The following is an 18,906-nucleotide window of genomic DNA, read 5'->3' on the forward strand; positions in this document are numbered from 1 at the left end:
CTTCCTGCACAGGTAATTTGTGCCCCCTTAACGGCGGGCGGATCGAGGGCGTCAGGACCCCGTGAAGGGGGCGTCAAGCACCGTCGTCCCGGCTTGCGCCGCGATGCGGAAGCGCAGGCGGCAGATGACGGCGTCGGTGTCGCGGCGGACGGCGTGGGCGACGACGGAGCCGCGCTGGTTCTGGAGCAGCCGCTGCCACAGGTGCGCGGGTTCGGTCTCCGGGATGAGGACGGTGACCTGAGCGTCCGGGTGGGTCTGGGCGAGCTTGCGCACGTACGCCGAGACCGGGCGGCCCAGCGAGCGGGTTTCCGAGGAGAGTTCGATCAGTTCGACGCCGGGCTTCCACAACTCCCAGTCGCGGCGCAGGGCTTCGGTGGTCCGCCGGTCCTCGGCCGTGGGGTGGGTGACGGTGACGGCGAGGACCTCGTCGCCGAGGGAGCGGGCGGCGGTGAGGGCCTGGCAGGTCAGGCGGGACAGACCGGAGACGGGTACGACGACGAGCGAGCGTGACCGGTGCGGCGGCTGCGGGACGCGGCCCAGTTCGAGTCGTTCGCCGATCTCGGCGTAGGCCCGGTGGATCTTCTCGAAGACCAGGACGATCAGCGGCAGGGCGAGGACGATCAGCCAGGCGCCTTCGGTGAACTTGGTCGCGGTGACCACCACCGCGGAAACCCCGGTCAGGAGCGCGCCGAAGCCGTTGAGGGCGGCCTTGGTCCGCCAGCCCTTGGGGCGCTCGCCGTACCAGTGCCGGACCATGCCGACCTGGCAGATGGTGAAGCCGACGAAGACGCCGATCGCGAAGAGCGGGACGAGGGTGTTGGTGTCGCCGCCGGAGAACACGAGCAGGGCGGCGGATACGAGGGCCAGCCAGACCACGCCGTGCCGGTGGACCTGGCGGTCGGCCTTGAGGGCGAAGACGTGCGGCAGGTGGTTGTGCCGGGCCAGCAGGCTCATCAGCACCGGGAGTCCGCCGAAGGAGGTGTTCGCGGCGAGCGCGAGCAGCACCATGGTGGCGAACTGGACGACGTAGAAGGCGGCGTTGTGGCCGAAGGAGGCGTCGGCGAGCTGGGCGAGGACGGTCACGCCCTCGACGGGCTGGAGGTGGAAGCGGCCGATGAGGATCGACAGGCCGATCAGCATCACGCCCAGGAGCGCGCCGAGGGCGACCTCGGTGCGCTGGGCGCGGCGGGCGGCCGGGGCGCGGAAGGACGGTACGGCGTTGGCGACGGCCTCGACGCCCGTCAGCGCCGAACAGCCGGCGGCGAAGGCCTTCAGCAGCAGGAGGGCACCGACCGCGGTGGCTCCTTCCCCGAGCGCGGAGGCGTGCCCGGCCGCGGAGGCGGTACTGACGGGGCCGTCGCGGAAGAGACCGACGGTGATCATCGCGAGGATCGACCCGACGAAGAGCGCGGTCGGGATGAGGAAGGCCTTGGCGGAATCGACGACCCCCCGGAGGTTCACGGCGGTGACCAGGACCAGGACGGCGAGGCAGATCCAGACGCGCTCGCCGTGCAGCGACGGGAAGGCCGAGGTCAGGGCGGCGACACCGGCGGTGACCGACACCGCCACGTTCAGCACGTAGTCCAGGATCAGCGAGGCCGCGGCGACCAGGCTCGTACGCCGGCCCAGGTGCCGCCTGGCCACGGCGTAGGAGCCGCCGCCGTCCGGGAACGCGGCGATCACCTGCCGGTACGAGGCCACCAGGACCGCCAGGAGCGCCGCGATGGCGAGCGTGACGGGAAGGGTGAACCCCAACCCGTACGCGCCGGCCGCCGCCAGCACCAGCACGATCGATTCGGGGCCGTACGCGACGGACGCCATCGCGTCGAGCGACAGGGCGGCGAGCCCCTGGAGAGCCGTCAACTTGTGGCGGTCTCCGGCCCCGGCCCCGGCCCCGGATCCGGATCCGGATCCGGATCCGGTGGCGCTGGTGTCGGGCGGCTCCTCCGGGCCCGGCTCCTGAGCGACCGTGGTCGGTTTTCCTACGTGCATGGCCATGTCGCCGGTCCCTCCGAATGAGCAAAGTGAGGACAGCGTCGAAGCCGCACGGGTGGGCGACCACCCCTCTTGGCGTATTTCATACGTCCGTCCCGCCACTCTTCACGCGTTTCATACGCGCAGGTGAGAGCGGCGTATGAGGTACGTCAAGAGGCGGTGCCACGCGTTGCGCCGGCGCTACGGAGGGGCAGGCTTGATCTGGGCGAGAGCGCCCGACTGCGACGACAGGAGAAAGTTCCATGGACGCGGAGAACGTGGTCGGCCTGCTCATCGCCCTCGCGCTGCTGGGCCATCTCGTGGTCGCACTGATCAAGCCCGAGAAGTTCTGAGGCGCGCCCTTCATCACGATCGGCTCGTCCGGACGGGAGGCTTCACATGTCCGGCTACCTCCACCGGCTCCACGACCCCCTCGCGCTGGTCGCGGCCCTCGTGGCCCCCTTCCTCGTCGCGCTCGCGCTCGTGCCCTTCCGCAGCGATCTTTCGGCGACGAACGAGGCCCTGATCATGGTCGTCGTGGTGGTCGCGGTCGCCGCCCTGGGCACGCGGGCGGCCGGCGCGCTGGCCGCTCTTTCGGCGGCGGCCTGGTTCGATTTCTTCCTCACCAGGCCCTACCAGCGGTTCGCCATCGCAGACGGCGACGAGATCCAGACGGCTGTCCTCCTGCTCGTCGTGGGACTGATCGTCTCCCAGCTGGCGGTCCGTACCCGCCGGCTCCAGGCGGTCGTGGTCGCGGACACGGCGCACCTGTCGAGCCTCCAGGGCACCGCTCGCCTCGCCGAGGACGGCGGCTCGCCGGAGGCGGTGGTCGAGTACGTGCGCAGGGAACTGGTGGGTCTGCTGGGGCTGCGCGGCTGCCGCTTCGAGTACGGAACCCTGATGGGGCACCTGCCTCGGCTTGAGCACGACGGCAGCGTCTGGCTGCGCCGCGGCATGCGGATCACCGAGTACGCAGTGTGGCCGGAGGGCGACACCGAACTGCGGGCCATCGGCGGCGGCCACTACTACGGCCGCTTCCTCCTCGACGCGCACCCCGGCTGGCCCCTGCCGCCCGAAGAGGCCCGTCTGGTGGCCGTCGCGCTGGCCGCGCAAGCCGGCACCGCCCTGGACACGACGGGCCTGCCCCACCAGGCCTGATGCCCTGCGGGCAGCATGCACCGTCAGGGCGGCGTTAAGGGTTCCCGTGTCCTCGTATGGACCGCGTCAAAGCGTCTTAACACCCGGGTGAAGACACGGTTGTCTCGTCATCAGCCAACTGGCTGATTCATTTCTTCCCTCTTCACTCAGGAGCTCACGATGGCCGATCTGGCCTTCGTCGTCACCATGGTCGCGGTGTTCGCGCTAGTGGCTCTCATCGCCCGGGGGGTGACCAAGCTGTGACTGTCGAAAACGTCGTCGGCCTCGTCGTGGCCGTCTCTCTGCTCGGTTACCTCGTCCTCGCCCTCGTGTACCCGGAGAGGTTCTGAGCACTGTGATGAGCCCCGTAACCGCTGGTGTGCTCCAGCTGCTCGCCCTGATCGCCGCGCTGGCCCTGGCGTACCGTCCCCTGGGCGACTACATGGCCCGCGTCTACTCCTCCGAGAAGCACTACAAGCCGGAGAAGTGGATCTACAAGGCCATCGGCGCCAACCCGTCGGCCGAGATGCGCTGGCCCGCCTACCTGCGCGCCGTCCTCGCCTTCTCGGCCGTGAGCGTCCTCTTCCTCTACCTGCTGCAGCGCCTGCAGGGCATCCTGCCGGGCTCGCTCGGCTTCGTGTCGATCGACCCGGACCAGGCCTTCAACACCGCCGCGTCCTTCGTGGCCAACACGAACTGGCAGTCGTACTACGGCGAGCAGGCCATGGGCCACGTCGTGCAGACCGGCGGCCTCGCGGTCCAGAACTTCGTCTCCGCCGCCGTGGGCATGGCCGTCGCGGTGGCCCTCGTACGCGGCTTCGCCCGCTCCCGCACCGGTGAACTCGGCAACTTCTGGTCCGACCTGGTCCGCGGCACCGTCCGCATCCTGCTGCCGATCTCGGTGATCGGCGCGATCGTCCTGGTCGGCTGTGGCGCCATCCAGAACTTCGCCGGGATCCACGAGGTCGGCCAGTTCATGGGCGGCACGCAGCAGTGGAACGGCGGCGCGGTCGCCTCGCAGGAGGTCATCAAGGAGCTGGGCACGAACGGCGGCGGCTACTTCAACGCCAACTCGGCCCACCCCTTCGAGAACCCGACCCCCTTCTCGAACCTGTTCGAGGTCTTCCTGATCCTGCTCATCCCGTTCGCGATGACCCGCACCTTCGGCCGCATGGTCGGCAACCTGCGCCAGGGCTACGCGATCCTCGCCACCATGGGCGTCATCTGGGTCGGCTTCACCGCTCTGATGATGTGGACCGAGTTCGCCCACCACGGCCCGGCCTTCGAGGTCACGGGCGGCGCCATGGAGGGCAAGGAGACCCGCTTCGGCATCGCCGCCTCCTCGATCTTCTCGGTTGCCACCACGCTCACCTCGACCGGTGCGGTCAACTCCTTCCACTCCTCCTACACCGGTCTGGGCGGTGGCATCCAGCTGCTGGGCATGCAGCTCGGCGAGATCGCGCCCGGCGGTGTCGGTTCCGGTCTCTACGGCATGCTGATCATGGCGATCATCGCGGTGTTCATCGCCGGCCTGATGGTCGGCCGGACCCCCGAGTACCTGGGCAAGAAGATCAGCACCCGCGAGATCAAGCTCGCCGCCTGCTACATCCTGATCACGCCCGCTCTGGTGCTCTGCTTCACCGCAGCGGCCATGGCCCTGCCCACCCCGGGCAACTCCATGACGAACACCGGCGCGCACGGCTTCTCCGAGATCCTCTACGCCTACACCTCGGGCGCCAACAACAACGGCTCGGCCTTCGCCGGTCTGAACGCCGACACCCAGTGGTTCAACAGCACCATCGGCATCGCCATGCTGCTGGGCCGCTTCCTGCCCATGGTCTTCGTCCTGGCCCTCGCCGGCTCGCTCGCCGAGCAGAAGCCCGTTCCCGAGACCGCGGGCACCCTGCGCACCGACAAGCCGCTCTACGCGGGCCTGCTCGTCGGCACCATCCTCATCATCACCGGTCTGACCTACTTCCCGGCCCTGGCGCTGGGTCCGCTCGCCGAAGGGCTCGCATCATGAGCACCGCCACACCCACCCGTGCTCCGCACGACGACCTGCCCACCGGCCACCAGCCGCCCGCCGGCCGCGTCGGTGGGGGGCTGTTCGACCCCAAGGCACTGCTGAAGTCCTTCCCGGACGCGGTCCGCAAGCTCGACCCCCGCATCATGATCAAGTCCCCGGTCATGTTCGTCGTCCTGGTCGGGTCGGTCGTCACTACCGCCCTGGCGATCGCGGACCCCACGAACTGGTTCGGCTGGGCGATCACCGTCTGGCTGTGGCTGACCACGATCTTCGCCAACCTCGCCGAGGCCGTGGCCGAGGGCCGCGGCAAGGCCCAGGCCGACACCCTGCGCAGGGCCAAGACCGACTCCGTCGCCCGCCGCCTGACCAAGGACGGCAAGGGCGAGGAGCAGGTCCCCGGTACCGACCTCAAGATCGGCGACCTGGTCGTCTGCGAGGCGGGGGACGTGATCCCCGGCGACGGTGACGTCGTCGAAGGCGTCGCGTCCGTCGACGAGTCGGCCATCACCGGCGAGTCCGCCCCCGTCATCCGCGAATCCGGCGGCGACCGCTCGGCCGTCACCGGTGGCACCAAGGTGCTGTCGGACCGGATCGTCATCAAGATCACGACGAAGCCGGGCGAGACCTTCATCGACCGCATGATCGCCCTCGTGGAGGGTGCGGCCCGGCAGAAGACGCCCAACGAGATCGCGCTGAACATCCTGCTCGCCTCGTTGACCATCGTCTTCCTGCTGGCCGTCGTCACGCTGCAGCCGTTCGCGATCTACGCGGAGGCCAAGCAGTCGATGATCGTCCTCACCGCGCTGCTGGTCTGCCTGATCCCCACCACCATCGGCGCCCTGCTGTCGGCGATCGGTATCGCGGGTATGGACCGCCTGGTCCAGCGCAACGTCCTCGCCATGAGCGGGCGTGCGGTGGAAGCCGCCGGCGACGTGTCGACCCTGCTGCTTGACAAGACCGGAACCATCACCCTCGGCAACCGTCAGGCATCCGAGTTCGTACCCGTCAAGGGCACGACGGAAGCCGAACTCGCCGACGCCGCACAGCTGTCCTCGCTCGCGGACGAGACGCCCGAGGGACGCTCGATCGTGGTCCTCGCGAAGGAGAAGTACGGGCTGCGCGAACGCCACCAGGGCGAACTGACCCAGGCCGAGTGGATCGCCTTCACCGCGCAGACCCGCATGTCCGGTGTCGACGTCGACGGGAAGAAGACCCGCAAGGGCGCGGCCGGCTCGGTCATCACCTGGGTCCGCGAGCAGGGCGGTCGGGTCTCCGACGACGCCGACCTCCTCGCCAACCGCATCTCCGAGGCCGGCGGTACGCCGCTCCTGGTCGCCGTGGAGGACGAGAAGGGCGCCCGCGTCCTCGGTGTCATCCACCTCAAGGACGTGGTCAAGGAGGGCATGCGCGAGCGGTTCGACGAGCTGCGCCGCATGGGCATCAAGACCGTCATGATCACGGGCGACAACCCGCTGACCGCGAAGGCCATCGCCGAGGAGGCGGGTGTCGACGACTTCCTCGCGGAGGCGACGCCCGAGGACAAGATGGCCCTCATCAAGCGGGAGCAGGCCGGCGGCAAGCTCGTCGCCATGACCGGTGACGGCACGAACGACGCACCGGCCCTGGCCCAGGCCGACGTCGGCGTGGCGATGAACACGGGCACCTCGGCCGCCAAGGAGGCCGGGAACATGGTGGACCTGGACTCCAACCCCACCAAGCTCATCGAAATCGTCGAGATCGGCAAGCAGCTCCTCATCACCCGCGGAGCCCTGACGACCTTCTCGATCGCCAACGACGTGGCGAAGTACTTCGCGATCATCCCCGCGATGTTCGCCGTGGTCTACCCGGGCCTGGACAAGCTCAACATCATGGGCCTTTCCTCGCCGAACTCCGCGATCCTCTCGGCCGTCATCTTCAACGCGCTGATCATCATCGCGCTCGTGCCGCTCGCCCTGAAGGGCGTGCAGTACCGGCCGACCAGCGCCGACAAGATGCTCCGCCGCAACCTGGGCATCTACGGACTCGGCGGCCTGGTTGCCCCGTTCATCGGCATCAAGCTCATCGACATGCTCATCTCCCTCATCCCCGGAATCGGCTGATACCCGCCATGAACAACTCTGTACGCAACACAGCGCGCCTGCTCGGCGCGGGCCTGCGGGCCCTGCTGGTTCTGACGGTGATCTGCGGGGTCATCTACCCCCTCGCCGTCACCGGCATCGCCCAGGCCCTGTTCAACGACAAAGCCAACGGCTCCGAGATCAAGGACGGGAGCGGCACCGTCGTCGGCTCCTCCCTCATCGGGCAGACCTACAACCTCCCGAAGCAGAACCCCGACGACGCCGAAGAGGCGGCGAAGCCGGACCTGAAGTGGTTCCAGCCGCGCCCCTCCAACGGACTGGGCAGCAACAGCGTCAACACCCAGTACTCGCTGATCCTCTCCGGTGCCACCAACCGCTCCGCCGACAACGGCGCCGTGAACGGCAAGTGCACCAAGGACGCCGAGGAAGGCACCCTCTGCGCCCAGGTCGTCGCCGCCAAGGAAGCGGTCATCGCCGACAACTCCACGGCCGGATACACGGTCAGGCCCGAGGAGGTTCCGGCCGACGCCGTCACCTCCTCCGGCTCGGGCCTGGACCCGAACATCTCCCCGGAGTACGCCAAGCTCCAGGTCCACCGGGTCGCCGAGCAGAACAAGCTCGACGTCAAGCAGGTCGAGAAGCTCGTCGCCGACCACACCGCCGGCCGGACCCTCGGCTTCATGGGCGAACCCCGCGTCAACGTCCTCGAGCTCAACACCGCCCTCAAGGCGCTAACCAAGAGCTGATGCTCCACATCGCACGGACCGGGAGCCGGTGGGGCGCGGGACTCCCCCAGCCAACGCTGGGAGGGTGCCCGAGCGCCCCGCCGGCTCCTCCCCGTGCCCGTAGCGAAGGAAAGGCTGCACACCGATGACCCGGGTGCTGGTGGTGGAGGACGATCCCCAGCTCGTCCGCGCACTGAAGATCAACCTCCAGGCGCGCAAGTTCGAGGTCGACGAGGCCTCCGACGGCGGCTCGGCCCTGCGGCTCGCAGCCGCGCGCAAGCCGGACGTCATAGTGCTGGACCTTGGACTACCCGACATGGACGGCGTCGACGTGATCAAGAACGTCCGCGCTTGGAGCCGCGTGCCCATCCTGGTCCTCTCCGCCCGCCACACCTCGGAAGAGAAGATCCGGGCCCTGGACGCCGGCGCCGACGACTACGTGACGAAACCGTTCAGCATGGACGAGCTCCTGGCCCGCCTGCGTGCAGCCGCCCGGAGGCAGGACGTCCCGGCGGTGTCCCAGGCCGACGAGGTAGCCGTCGTCACGACGGATGAGTTCACCGTCGACCTCGTCGCACGGAAGGTACGACGGGGAGACCGCACCGTACGCCTGACGCCGACGGAGTGGCACCTGCTGGAAATCCTCATCACCCACCCGGGCCGGCTGATCACCCAGGCCCGGCTGCTGCTGGAGGTCTGGGGGCCGACGTACGGGGAGAACACCAACTACCTGCGCGTATACATGGCCCAGCTCCGGCGCAAACTGGAAGCCGATCCCTCTCACCCCCGGTACCTGATCACCGAACCCGGCATGGGATACCGGTTCGAACCCTGATCACCGCCTGATCGTCGACAGAGAAAAAGAGTCTGAAATGGGACGCGGCAAGCTCCGCATCTACCTCGGTGCGGCACCCGGCGTCGGCAAGACGTACGCGATGCTCTCCGAGGCACACCGCCGCGTCGAGCGGGGCACCGACTGCGTCGTGGGCTTCGTCGAGCACCACAGCCGCCCGCGGACCGAGGTCATGCTGCACGGCCTCGAACTGATCGAGCGGTGCGAGATCGAGTACCGCGGCTCCACCTTCACCGAGATGGACGTCGACGCCATCCTCGCCCGCCGCCCCGCCGTGGCTCTCGTGGACGAGCTCGCGCACACGAACGTGCCGGGCTCGCGCAACGCCAAGCGCTGGCAGGACGTGGAAGAGCTGCTCCAGGCCGGCATCGACGTCGTCTCGACCGTCAACATCCAGCATCTCGAATCACTGGGTGACGTGGTCGAGACGATCACCGGCGTCCGCCAGCGGGAGACGGTCCCGGACGAGGTCGCACGCCGCGCCGACCAGATCGAGCTCGTCGACATGTCACCGCAGGCGCTGCGCCGCCGCATGGCCCACGGCAACGTCTACAAGCCCGACAAGGTCGACGCGGCCCTATCGAACTACTTCCGGCCCGGAAACCTGACCGCGCTGCGCGAGCTGGCGCTGCTGTGGGTCGCAGACCGGGTCGACGAGTACCTCCAGGAGTACCGGGGCGAGCACAACATCCGCTCCACCTGGCAGGCCCGCGAGCGCATCGTCGTCGGCCTCACCGGTGGCCCCGAGGGACGTACGCTCATCCGCCGCGCCGCCCGCCTCGCCGAGAAGGGCGCGGGCGGCGAGGTACTCGCCGTCTACATCGCCGCGAGCGACGGCCTCACGTCCGCCTCCCCCAAGGAACTGGCCGTCCAGCGCACCCTGGTCGAGGACCTCGGCGGCACCTTCCACCACGTCATAGGCGACAGCATCCCCGACGCGCTGCTGGAGTTCGCCCGGGGGTGCAACGCCACCCAGATCGTACTCGGCGTCAGCCGACGGCGCTCCTGGCAGTCCGTGTTCCGCCCCGGTGTCAGCGCCACCGTCGCCCGCGAATCGGGCCCGGACCTCGACGTCCACATCGTCACCCACGACGAAGCCGCCAAGGGCCGCGGGCTGCCCGTCGCCCGCGGCGCGCGGCTCGGCCGCTCCCGCATCATCTGGGGCTGGCTCACCGGCATCGCCGGCCCCGCCCTCCTCGCCGTCCTGCTGAACCAGTTCGTCCCCGACCTCGGCCTCGCCAACGACATGCTGCTCTTCCTCACCTGCACGGTGGCGGCAGCACTCCTCGGCGGACTCCTCCCCGCGCTCGCCTCGGCGGCCTTCGGCTCCCTCCTGCTCAACTACTACTTCACACCGCCGCTGCACGAGTTCACGATCTCCGACCCGAAGAACATCGTCGCCATCGCGATCTTCGTCGGTGTGGCGGTGTCGGTGGCCTCGGTGGTGGACCTGGCCGCCCGACGTACGCACCAGGCCGCGCGGCTGCGCGCCGAATCAGAGATCCTCTCCTTCCTCGCCGGCAGCGTCCTGCGCGGTGAGAACTCCCTCGACGCGCTCCTCGAGCGGCTTCGCGAGACCTTCGCCATGCAGTCGGTCGTGCTCCTGGAGCGCAGCAGTGAGGTGGATCCCTGGACGACGGCGGCGTCCGTCGGCACCAGTCCCGTCAGCCGACCCGAGGACGCGGATGTCGACCTCCCCATAGGCGACGACATGGCCCTCGCCCTCACGGGCCGGGTCCTGCCGGCCGAGGACCGCCGCGTCCTGGGCGCCTTCGCCGCCCAGGCAGCCGTCGTACTCGACCGCCAGCGCCTCGTCGACGAGGCCGAGAAGTCCCGCGAACTCGCCGAGGCCAACCGCATCCGCACCGCGCTCCTCGCCGCCGTCAGCCACGATCTGCGCACCCCGCTCGCCGGGATCAAGGCGTCCGTCACTTCCCTGCGCTCCGACGACGTCGAATGGTCCGAGGACGACAAGGCCGAACTCCTCGAAGGCATCGAGGACGGAGCCGACCGCCTCGCAGCCCTCATCGGCAACCTCCTCGACATGTCCCGCCTCAACACCGGCACCGTCGTCCCACTGATCCGGGAAACGGATCTCGACGAGGTCGTCCCTATGGCCCTGGGCGGCGTGCCCGAGGACAGCGTCGCGCTCGACATCCCCGAGACCCTGCCGATGGTCGCCGTCGACCGCGGCCTGCTGGAGCGGGCCGTGGCCAACATCGTCGAGAACGCCGTCAAGTACAGCCCCGCCGGCCAGCCCGTCAACGTCACTGCCAGCGCCCTGGCCCACCGCGTCGAGCTACGCGTCGTCGACCGCGGACCCGGCGTCCCGGACGAAGCCAAGGACCGCATCTTCGAACCCTTCCAGCGCCACGGCGACGCCCCACGAGGCGCCGGAGTCGGCCTCGGCCTCGCCGTCGCCCGCGGCTTCACCGAAGCCATCGGCGGCACCCTCGCAGCCGAGGACACGCCCGGTGGCGGCCTCACCATGGTCCTCACCCTCCCCATAGCGGGGGACGGCCCTCCAGTAGCGCCGGAGCTCCCGACGTCCGCGGTGACCTGACGCCAAGGCGACCGACCGAAACACGCGAGCCGTCCGGCCCCGGTATCCCCACACCGAAGAGCCGGACGGCTCATGTGTTGTGCGACGGGTGACCCGGCACGCGGTCGCTTCGGTCCGTACCCCCACGGTGGAACCCTGCGCTGCTTCGGGCGGTGTTCAGGTCACCGCCACCAGCCGCGTGCCGCCGGACCGTCTTCCGGCTCCGTCGCCACACCAGTCTGCAGCTGGCCGACGGCCCTGGCAGTACGCCTTGACGGGTTCCTTCCGCGCGGAAGTCGATCTTTGATGCGGCCCTGACGATGGGGCATCAGAAGGCCGTCAAGAAGGCCTCGAGCGCTTGCCTCCGCTTCCCCGATGCGCTGGGATTGCGCCATGAACAGCGGTCCGCGCTATGACGATCGGCCACCGAATCCGGTGCAGCCGACGGCGCCCGCCGTCCGCCCGGCTCTCTGACTACGGCCGCGCGTCCTCCGCGTACCTGCCACCAGCCCCGTGATGGGCGCTGACCGAGGCTCCGTACGCATCCTCACTTTCACCGCATGACCTGAGAGCCCATGTCCCCGCCTCGCGCCGGGCGCCGGGCACGTCAGGCATGCCCTCTTCAAGGAATCCGCCATGTCCTCATCCCTGCCCGGCCGTACCGTCCTCGTCACCGGAGCCACCTCCGGCATCGGCTACGAGACCGCGCGCCAGCTCGCCGAGCTCGGCGCCACCGTCCTCCTCCACGGCCGCACGCCCGAGGAGGCGCAGGCGGCCACCGACCGACTCATCGCCACCTCCGGCATCAACGGCGACCTGCTCCGCCCGCTCGCCGCCGACTTCACGCGGCTGGAGGAGGTCGAGAACCTCGCCCATGCCGTCGTACGGGAGCACCCGTGCCTGGACGTACTGGTCAACAACGCGGCCATCGCCGCGCCCGAGCGCCACACGCTGACCGCCGACGGGAACGAGATCGCGTTCCAGGTCAACTTCCTGGCCCACTACCTCCTCACCAATCTCCTGGAACCCGCCCTCACCAGTGACCCCGGCAGCCGCGTCGTCAACGTCTCCTCCGCACTGCACCGTTCCGGCGCCATCCAGTGGAACGATCCGCAGCGCGTGCGGCGTTACTCGCGGCTCGCCGCGTACGCCCAGTCGCAGCTCGCGCTGACCGTCTTCGCCGCCGACCCGCGCGTCACCGCCGTCTCCGTCAATCCCGGCGTGTGCGAGACCGGCCTCCTCCCGCTGTACGGGCACGAAGGCGCGCCGGCCGCCGAGGGCGCGCAGCACGTCGTACGGCTCTGCGACCCGGCCACGGAGATCGTCAACGGCGCCTGCTACGACCGCTCCGAGCGCGTCGCCCCGGCCCCCGCCGCCACCGAGGACCGCACCATCAAGCGCCTCAACAAGCTCGCCGACCTCCTCGTCGGCCACACCGCCTGAAGGGATCCACAGACATGTCCAAGCGCGCACGCAAGAAGAGGGCCCGCCGCAAGAAGGGCTCCAACCACGGCAGCAAACCCAACTGCTAGTCATCAGCCCGCCCCGTGGGGCGGCCCTCCGACAGGGCCGCCCCACTTCCATGGCCCCGCAAGGAAGTCCCGTGATCAACCTGCCGTCGCATCGCCTCCCGGCCCTCGTCCGCTGGTTCCCCACCGGAGCCCCGGGCTCGGGCGCCCTGACCGAGCACGTCCTGACCACCGAGGCCGGCCGCTGGTGGTGGACCGCGTCATCCAGCCGCGCGCGATCGCTGTCGAATGCGGGGACCCCGTACTCCTGCACGGCGAACCGGGGGCCCTCACGCCGGGCGAACTCGCCGTCTTCGCCGATCACTCCGTCGAAGCCCCTGGCCGCTTCCTCCCGCTGATCGGTGCCGCGTTCCAGCAGGTGGTGCCGTGGCAGCGTGTGGTGTACGTCAAGCGGTCCCCCATACCGGTCGCCCGACCGCCGAGGGGTGTCACCGTACGCAGGCTGAACGCGCGAGACACCCGGGCGCTCACCACGCTTCCGCCCGCCATGAGCTGGATCCACCGCACCTGGGGCGGCCCCGAGGCCCTCGCCCGCTCCGGCCACGCCTGGGCCGCATTCCAAGGCGACCGCATGGTGGCCGTGGCCTGTACCTACTTCCTCGGCACCACCTACGAGGACGTCGCCTGCGTCACCGTGCCCGACCCTCGCCTGCAGTACCTGGCGCTCGACTGCGTCAACGCCTTGTGCTCGGACATAGCGGCCCGCGGGCACACGCCCAGCTGGACCTGCTCGGCGAGCAACCGCCCCGGCCGCCTACTCGCCTGGACCGCCGAGTTCCGCCCGGAGCGGGAGTACGCCCACTACGCCGTCGGCCCACCCACGGCGACCGGAAGAGCGGACGCGGGATCAAGTGACGTCGGTGGGCAACGTCTGGACAGCCGACTACAGCTGCCGGTCGGTTCCGCTTTCCCCGTTCCCCTTCAGCAGCCGATCCAGTTCGTTCCCGGCCTCGTCGTACCCGGCGTCGGAGATCCGTTGCAGCTCGCGCAGGTCGCCGGTCGCGGCCGCGCGTCGAGTGAGCAGGAACCCGGCGTGCATGCATCCCTCATCCAGCAGCTCGCTCAGTTCCCCGAGGTCGCCGGCCGCGTCGGCGAGGTCCGCCAGCCGGTCCAGAGCGCTCTCGTTGCCTTCGTCGGCCAGCTCGCGCAGGGTCTCCCGATCGATGTTCATGTTCGTCATAACGCCATGCTGCAACCCTGCCCCAGGGGAAAGGTCAAGTGGGACGATGGCCGGGTGATCACCATCGGGCAGCTGGCCAGGTACGTCGGAGTGTCGACCAAGACCATCCGCGTCTATCACGACAAGGGCCTGCTCCCTGAACCCGACCGTGATGCGTCCGGCTACCGGCGGTACGGCGCGAACGACGCCGTCGACCTGATCAAGATCCGGACGCTCGCCGAAGCCGGCGTCCCGCTGGCCCGAATCCGGGACCTGCGATCAGCGACCGACGAGGAGCTCCAGCAGGCCTTGCGCGAGATCGACGACGAGCTCACCGCCCGCATCAGTGGTCTGCGGGCAACCCAAGGGCGCCTGCGCCAGCTCGCCGCCGGGCAGCTGGCACCGCTGCCCGACGAGGTCGGCACCCATCTCGAGCGCCTGGCCCGCTGGGGATTCACGCCTCGATGGGTGGACCTGCAACGCGATCTGTGGATCCTCGTGTTCGCCACCCACCCGGACCGCGCGTTCATCCTCTTCCACGACCAGGCCGAGACCACGGCCGACCCGGCGCTGCGGCAGCTCTACCTCGACTACGACCACGCGCACGACCTCGGCCCCGACGACCCCCGCATCGACGATCTGGCCCGCCGGATCGCCGATGCGACGCGGGAACGCTACGGCCGCGACGTACTTCCCGCGCTGGATACGGGCTCGGAGATCCCCTCCCTCATCCAAGGCACCGTCAACGCATCGTCTCCGGCATGGCAGCGACTCGACACGCTCATTCGCGCACACCTGGGCGTATGACGCGACGTGCGGGCAGCCCGGGGACGGCAGCGCCCCGCAGTCGGCGGGTCCCTCTCACCGGACTCGGCCAGCCGTCGCCGCAGCCCCAGCACGGTCAACCCTGCAGTGGGCAGCAGCGCCTCGCCGGCTGTCGGGACCTGTGCGGTCAGCGGCCCGCTCGGACCGCCACGCCATCTCTTTCGAATCCGGCCTGTCGACCCCGCGTCTCCCGCAGCCATCGCCAAGGAGCAAGATCCGGAGCCGGGCCTAGGATTGAACCATGAGCACGGCAGACGACGACCGCATCGCCCTCGACCTCCTCGACTCCCATCTCGAAGACCTGTGGCGGGCAGCCATCGAACTCCAGCGGGGAAACCGGGCCGTCGTCCCCGAGGCACCGCGCGAGCTGGACGGGGCCGCTGCGGACGGTGCGGCCACGGAACTCCTGCGGTGGGGGTACGCAGAGCTGGCCGGCTTTCTGCGCTCGCCGGCCGACGTGTTCGCCCGCAGCGTCGGCAGCACCCTCATGGAGGTGCGGCGGCGCCGCAGCCCCTGGAACGCGGCGGCCCTGCGCCTGCTGGATGATCCGTACGTCTTCCTCGCCACCGGTCCGCGCCGGCACGAGGACTGGGCCGAGGACGTGCTCGCCCTGATGCACCGCGAGGTCCCGGATCCGCGCGGCTGGCTGCGGATCGACGGCGACCGCACCAACAATGCCCGCTACGCCGTACCGACGTACCCCTTCGAGCCGCCGCCCGCCGCCGAGTTCCGGGACCGCTTGCACGAGCTGGAGCCGGCGGGGGCCGTCACCGCGCTCGCCGTCATGGCGGAGGAGTGGAACGAGGGCCGGCCCGTCCGGAACCGGCCGGAGCGCGATGCCCTGCTGGCCGACGCACGGTTCCTGCTGGACCGCTACGGCCCGGACGCCCGGTTCTGGACGAATGCCCAGGACGCGGCCTCGGACCCCGCCCGCGACTTCGTCCAGGCCGGCCTCGAAGGGACGAGGGTCCACGGGTTCATCACAGGCGAGTACATCAACGGCCTCGACCTGTTCGAAGAACTGGGCCTCATCGCCGTGTCCGACGAAGAGGTCGGGGTCTTCTGGTCCTTCGGCGCATACTGACACTGGCTCCCCTGCACCTGGACCCGTCCAGAAGCCCCGCCGGCCTCGCCTCGGTCACGCCTCGAAGCGGTAGCCCATGCCGGGGGCGGTGATCAGATGGCGCGGGTGCGACGGGTCCGCCTCCAGCTTGCGCCGCAGGTGGGCCATGTACACCCGGAGGTAGTTGGTCTGCGTTCCGTACGAGGAGCCCCACACCTCCTGGAGCAGACGCCGTTGGCTGACGAGTCGGCCGCGATCGCGGATCAGGACTTCCAGCAGATGCCATTCCGTCGGCGTGAGCCGGATGTTCTTCCCCCTGCGCCGGGCCTTCTTGGCGAGCAGGTCGACCGTGAACTCCTCGGTCTCGACCAGCGCTTCGTCCGATGCGGCCGTGCCTTGTGTCGGGGTGCGGCGAGCCACGGCTTTCAGTCTGGCGAGCAGTTCGTCCATGCTGAAGGGCTTGGTGATGTAGTCGTCGGCACCCGCGTCCAAGGCGTGGGTCTTCTCCTCGGAGCCGTGGCGGGCGGAGACCACCAGGACGGGTACCTGCGACCACACGCGCAGTCGCTTGATCACATCGATCCCGTCCATGTCGGGAAGCCCGAGGTCGAGCAGGACCGCGTCCGGGCGGCGGGCCGCCACGGCCTCCAGGGCCGTACTCCCGTCCTGCGCGCAGTCGACTTCGTACTTCCGCGCCTTCAGATTGATGACCAGCAGCCGCGCAAGCTGCGGTTCGTCATCCACCACCAGCACCCGGGGCATCGGCGCGCCGCCTTCCTGTCGCATGTGGAGATCCGGATCGGACCGTTGGCTTTCCCCGGAGGTGACGGCCCGACCGTGATGCGTCCGGCTCCAGTCCGCCCCCCTAGGTCCGGGCTGGGCATGGTCTCGGCGGAGATCACTCGCGCCCTCCAACCTCGCATCACGGACGGCCGTCCGATTCCCCCTGCGCTCAGTCTGCGATCACTGCCGGGAGCCGACGTGCCACGTTGACACCCCTCTTACGGCCAGCCTGTGCTTCTTGACGCACCGCTGATGTCGGGTGAGTCCCGGTGGCCGGCCGGCTCCCGCCACCTGCGCCTCCATCGGCATCTCGGGCGCCTCACCTTCGACCGGCGTCCCGCGCGGTAGACGTGATGCAGCGCCTCTGTCGCTACGGACCGACCCCATCGCCGCCCTGGTCATCGCCGCCATCGCGCTCAAGGAAGGCCGCGACGCCTGGCAGGGCAAGGGCTGCTGCGCGACACCCGCCGCCGCCGTCGTGCCGTCCGTCGACACGGCGACGGACGCGTGCGGATGCCGACCCGGTTGCGACTGCTGCGGCTGACCCGGCGCCATCACCTGGCGAGTACCGGCCACGCCGGCCGCCGCAGTTGAACCTCAGCTCGCCAGCTCCAGCCGTGCCTCTTCCAGGTCCAAGGAGCGCTGGAGGTTCCGGCGGGTGGCGTCGCTGATGTGGTGTTCGTCGTACAGCCGCTGGAGTTCGGCCGCCTCGACCCGGATGAGGTCACGGCGAAGCAGGCGGTACACGTAGTCCGCGGACTCGGCCAGGTCGGCTTCTTCCAGGCGGTCGTGGGCATGTTCGAGACGTGCCTGCAGACTGCGCCGCAGGCGGTCCGCCACGACGTCCGGAACCGCTTCGAGGTCGGACATCTCGTCCAGTCGCCGGATCCCGGCGGATGCGAGGGCGCACCGGGCCGAGGCCTCCTCGCGTTCGGTGTGGTCCGGTTCGAGAGCGATTCCGGAGCGGCGGACCACGTCGGCCAAGGTGAAACCCTGGGCGACAAGGGTGACCACCACCACCGACGTCGTCAGCACGAGTACGAGTGACCGCTGATCCAGAGGGCTTCCGTCGTCCGCAAGGACCGGGATGGACAGCGCCGCGGCCAGCGGGACGACGCCGCGCGTTCCCGCCCAGGTCAGCACGGCCGGGACGCGCCAGGACGGGCGTACGCCGGCGTTGCGCTGGACGACGGCCGAGAGCGGCAGGACCCACAGAAGGCGCACGGTGACCAGGGTCGCGGCGACCGCCAGGGCGTACAGCGGCCAGAGTCCGTCGGCGGCGGTCAGCGCGGCGACCTGTCCCGGCAGGGTGAGCCCGATCAGGCTGAAGACGACGCTCTCCAGCAGGAAGACCACGGTGCCGTTGACGGCGTGCAACTGGATCCGTATGCCGGCGTTGGTCAACCGGTCGGCCCGGCCTCCGAGCACGACACCCGCCACGACGACCGCGGTCACGCCCGACGCGTGCACCGCCTCCGCCAGCACGTAGGCGGCGTACGGGGTCACCAGCGCGATGACCGTCTCCAGTACCGGGTCCTCGGTCCTGCGTCGGATCAGCGCCACCACCCCGGCGACAGCTCCCCCGATGAGGGTGCCGCCCCCGGCGAGCAGTGCGAACTCGGTGCCCGCCGCCTGCCAGGACACTCCGGCAGAGGCCGCGGCGACGACGACGGCGACCCGGAAGAGCACGAGCGAGGTGGCGTCGTTGAACAGGCTCTCGGCCTGTACGAGGACCTGGACGCGGGGCGGCAGCGCCAGGCGCCGGCCGAGCGCGGTGACCGCCACGGGGTCCGTGCTCGCGAGGATGGCCCCGAGCACCAGCGCCATCTGCCACGTCAGCGGAGTGATCAGCGACGCGATCACCCCGACCGCGGCCGCCGAGGCCAGCACCAGGCCGACGGCGAGCACACTGACCGGCTTCCACACCAGGCGCAGCTCGCGCCAGGACAGTTCCTCCGCGCTGGCGTAGAGCAGGGGCGGCAACACGACGAGCCCGATGACTTCGGGACTGACCCGGATCTCGGGAGTGCCCGGTATCAGCGCGACGACGAGGCCCGCGACAACGAGCAGTGAGGGCGCGGGGATTCGCCAGCGGCGGGCACCCGTGGCCACGACCGTGGCCAGCACCACGAGGAACAAGACCGTACCGACGCTGCGCATTACGCCCCCACCCGAGTCGACGCGGACCATGCGGTCTCACGACGCCGACCAG

The 18,906-nt window shown here is 69.9% G+C and carries 15 protein-coding genes and 1 pseudogene; 13 read left to right on the forward strand and 3 right to left on the reverse strand.

The annotated features are described in order from the left end of the window. Positions 1-51 precede the first annotated feature (51 nt). A complete protein-coding gene (locus OG207_RS04715; RefSeq protein WP_329096176.1) occupies positions 52-1,998 on the reverse strand; it encodes an APC family permease in 1,947 nt (648 codons plus the stop codon). Between the two features lie 239 nt (positions 1,999-2,237). Between OG207_RS04715 and kdpF (OG207_RS04720) the strand changes: the two genes are divergently transcribed. From kdpF (OG207_RS04720) to OG207_RS04770, 12 genes are all read left to right on the forward strand, one after another. Continuing rightward, positions 2,238-2,327 (forward strand): K(+)-transporting ATPase subunit F, encoded by a 90-nt coding sequence (kdpF, locus tag OG207_RS04720; protein ID WP_329096178.1) that lies wholly within the window; start codon positions 2,238-2,240, stop codon positions 2,325-2,327. A 46-nt stretch (positions 2,328-2,373) separates the two neighbouring features. Then, positions 2,374-3,132 carry a DUF4118 domain-containing protein gene (locus OG207_RS04725; RefSeq protein ID WP_329096180.1) on the forward strand — a complete coding sequence of 253 codons (759 nt, stop codon included), beginning with the start codon at positions 2,374-2,376 and terminating at the stop codon, positions 3,130-3,132. A 239-nt stretch (positions 3,133-3,371) separates the two neighbouring features. Next, positions 3,372-3,461 carry a K(+)-transporting ATPase subunit F gene (gene kdpF, locus OG207_RS04730; RefSeq protein ID WP_037860493.1) on the forward strand — a complete coding sequence of 30 codons (90 nt, stop codon included), beginning with the start codon at positions 3,372-3,374 and terminating at the stop codon, positions 3,459-3,461. An 8-nt stretch (positions 3,462-3,469) separates the two neighbouring features. Further along, positions 3,470-5,134 carry a potassium-transporting ATPase subunit KdpA gene (gene kdpA / locus OG207_RS04735; RefSeq protein ID WP_329096183.1) on the forward strand — a complete coding sequence of 555 codons (1,665 nt, stop codon included), beginning with the start codon at positions 3,470-3,472 and terminating at the stop codon, positions 5,132-5,134. After that, on the forward strand, positions 5,131-7,236 hold the full coding sequence (gene kdpB, locus OG207_RS04740; RefSeq protein WP_329096185.1) for a potassium-transporting ATPase subunit KdpB: 2,106 nt from the start codon (positions 5,131-5,133) through the stop codon (positions 7,234-7,236). Before kdpA ends, kdpB begins: the two co-directional genes overlap by 4 nt. An 8-nt stretch (positions 7,237-7,244) precedes the next feature. Continuing rightward, positions 7,245-7,961 (forward strand): potassium-transporting ATPase subunit C, encoded by a 717-nt coding sequence (locus OG207_RS04745; RefSeq protein WP_329096186.1) that lies wholly within the window; start codon positions 7,245-7,247, stop codon positions 7,959-7,961. A 124-nt stretch (positions 7,962-8,085) separates the two neighbouring features. Then, positions 8,086-8,775, forward strand: coding sequence for a response regulator (locus OG207_RS04750; RefSeq protein ID WP_329096188.1), 690 nt, complete (start codon positions 8,086-8,088; stop codon positions 8,773-8,775). 37 nt (positions 8,776-8,812) lie between these two features. Further along, positions 8,813-11,356: a sensor histidine kinase KdpD gene (locus tag OG207_RS04755; RefSeq protein ID WP_329096190.1), complete on the forward strand. Its 2,544-nt coding sequence runs from the start codon at positions 8,813-8,815 to the stop codon at positions 11,354-11,356. Between the two features lie 615 nt (positions 11,357-11,971). Next, complete coding sequence (locus OG207_RS04760; RefSeq protein WP_329096192.1) at positions 11,972-12,778, forward strand: SDR family NAD(P)-dependent oxidoreductase; 807 nt, start codon at positions 11,972-11,974, stop codon at positions 12,776-12,778. A gap of 14 nt (positions 12,779-12,792) precedes the next feature. Further along, a complete protein-coding gene (locus tag OG207_RS43990; protein WP_371681089.1) occupies positions 12,793-12,867 on the forward strand; it encodes a 50S ribosomal protein bL37 in 75 nt (24 codons plus the stop codon). Positions 12,868-13,051: 184 nt separating this feature from the next. Further along, positions 13,052-14,830, forward strand: a complete 1,779-nt coding sequence (locus tag OG207_RS04765) for a MerR family transcriptional regulator (protein ID WP_329096194.1) — start codon at positions 13,052-13,054, stop codon at positions 14,828-14,830. A 259-nt stretch (positions 14,831-15,089) separates the two neighbouring features. Continuing rightward, on the forward strand, positions 15,090-15,932 hold the full coding sequence (locus tag OG207_RS04770) for a hypothetical protein (RefSeq protein WP_329096196.1): 843 nt from the start codon (positions 15,090-15,092) through the stop codon (positions 15,930-15,932). Positions 15,933-15,986: 54 nt separating this feature from the next. Here the strand turns inward: OG207_RS04770 and OG207_RS04775 are convergent, their stop codons facing one another. Beyond that, positions 15,987-16,673 carry a response regulator transcription factor gene (locus OG207_RS04775; RefSeq protein WP_329107437.1) on the reverse strand — a complete coding sequence of 229 codons (687 nt, stop codon included), beginning with the start codon at positions 16,671-16,673 and terminating at the stop codon, positions 15,987-15,989. A gap of 400 nt (positions 16,674-17,073) precedes the next feature. Between OG207_RS04775 and OG207_RS04780 the strand changes: the two are divergent. Continuing rightward, positions 17,074-17,238 (forward strand): annotated as a pseudogene (locus OG207_RS04780) (cation transporter); the annotation flags it as partial. A 53-nt stretch (positions 17,239-17,291) separates the two neighbouring features. Here the strand turns inward: OG207_RS04780 and OG207_RS04785 are convergent. Beyond that, positions 17,292-18,854: a Na+/H+ antiporter gene (locus OG207_RS04785; RefSeq protein WP_329096197.1), complete on the reverse strand. Its 1,563-nt coding sequence runs from the start codon at positions 18,852-18,854 to the stop codon at positions 17,292-17,294. Positions 18,855-18,906 lie beyond the last annotated feature (52 nt).

Source organism: Streptomyces sp. NBC_01439 (assembly GCF_036227605.1).
Classification (GTDB): domain Bacteria; phylum Actinomycetota; class Actinomycetes; order Streptomycetales; family Streptomycetaceae; genus Streptomyces.